Here is a 1,592-nt window from a genome sequence, read left to right as displayed (position 1 = left end):
GCTGGGCCTGACGGCGCGGGAGGCCGACGTGCTGCGGCTGGTGGCGGCGGGCCGGAGCAACAGGCAGATCGCGGACGAGCTGTTCATCTCGCCGAAGACGGCGAGTGTGCACGTGTCCAACATCCTGGCGAAGCTGGGGGTGGCGGCCCGGGGTGAGGCGGCGGCGGTGGCGCACCGGCTGCGGTTGTTCGAGGGCGGGTGAGAGGGCGCCGCTCCGCCGTGCCGCGGCCGGCGGCGGGCGAGTCCGGCGGTAGCTGTCCGGGTCCTGCCGCGCGCCCCCGCGTACGCCGCCTCAGCTGACCTCCACCCGCAGGATGCGGTCGTCGCCCTTCTCCGGCGTGCCGCGCAGATCCGTCTCGTTGGTCATCAGCAGCAGATCGCCGTCCGACGCCCGCTGCACCGTGCGCAGCCGCCCGTACTCGCCGTCGAGGAACGCCTGCGGGTCCGCCGCCGCCTTCGTGCCGTCCAGCGGGATCCGCCACAGCCGCTCGCCGCGCAGCGACGCCATCCAGATCGACCCGTCCGCGAACGCGATGCCGCTCGGCGAGGCGTCCGGGGTGGCCCACTGCACGACGGGGTCGACCATGCCCTCCCGGCCCTCCTTGCCCTCCGCCTGCGGCCAGCCGTAGTTCTTGCCGGGCTCGATCAGGTTCAGCTCGTCCCACTTCTGGTCGCCGAACTCCGCCGCCCACAGCCGCTTGTCGTCGTCCCAGGCCAGCCCCTGCACGTTGCGGTGGCCGTACGAGTACACCACCGACCCCGCGTCGGGGTTGCCGCGCGCGGGCTCGCCGTCCGGCGTCATCCGCAGGATCTTGCCGCCCAGCGACTCCCGGTCCTGCGCCAGGGCCGGATCGCCGGCCTCTCCGGTGCCGGCGTAGAGCATCTTGTCCGGGCCGAACGCGATCCGGCCGCCGTTGTGCCGGCCGCCCTTGGGGATGCCGCGGAAGACGGTGTCCGGCGCGCCCAGCCGGTTGCCCTCGGGCCCGTCCGAGTCGTACGTCATCCGTACGATGCGGTTGTCGCTGTCGGACGTGAAGTACGCGTAGACCATCTCGTCGGCGCCGAGGGCGAGCCCCAGCAGGCCACCCTCGTTGCCCGGGGCGCGCTGCACGCCGGGGACCTCGCCCGCCTCGGTGACCTTCCCGTCCTTCGCGGCCACGTGGTAGACGGTGCCGCTGTCGCGGGAGGAGACCAGCAGGTCGCCACCGGGCAGCTCCGCCAGGCCCCACGGCGTCTCCAGGTTCTCGGCGACGGTGCCGACGACCTTCGCGGAGCCCTTGTCCGGCGGCGGCGAGCCCTGCTCGCCGGAGCCGCCGCTGCCGGCGGGGGCAGCGGGGGACGACTCCTCGGCCGCGCCCGCGGAGCTGTCGTCGCCCCCCGACGAGCAGCCGGCGGCGAGCACGAGTGCGGCGGCGGCTGCCAGCCGGAAGGCGACGACGGCGCGGGCTCTCACGGGACGGTTCTCCTCAGGCAGACGGTGGCCGTAAACGTACCCAGCACATCACAGCCGGGAGTACACCGCGCGCCGGTGCGCGGTTCCCGCCCGTACGGACCTACTCCCACGACCCCTGCGCCGGCGGCAGCGCCGCGAT

The 1,592-nt window shown here is 74.5% G+C and carries 2 protein-coding genes; one reads left to right on the top strand and one right to left on the bottom strand.

Annotated elements, in window-relative coordinates; all coding sequences use genetic code 11:
• A partial coding sequence (locus H5J30_RS32180; protein WP_181791157.1) for a response regulator transcription factor occupies nt 1–202 on the top strand: 202 nt, incomplete at its 5' end.
• Between the two features lie 90 nt (nt 203–292).
• On the opposite strand, the gene H5J30_RS32175 is transcribed toward H5J30_RS32180, so the two are convergent.
• Entirely contained in the window at nt 293–1,453 is a 1,161-nt protein-coding gene (locus tag H5J30_RS32175; RefSeq protein ID WP_181791155.1) for a PQQ-dependent sugar dehydrogenase, read from the bottom strand.
• Between the last annotated feature and the right edge of the window lie 139 nt (nt 1,454–1,592).

Source organism: Streptomyces phytophilus (genome assembly GCF_013870535.1).
Lineage (GTDB): Bacteria > Actinomycetota > Actinomycetes > Streptomycetales > Streptomycetaceae > Streptomyces > Streptomyces phytophilus.
The sequence above is the reverse complement of the archived record's forward strand: the minus strand, read 5'-3'. Positions and strand labels throughout refer to the sequence as shown.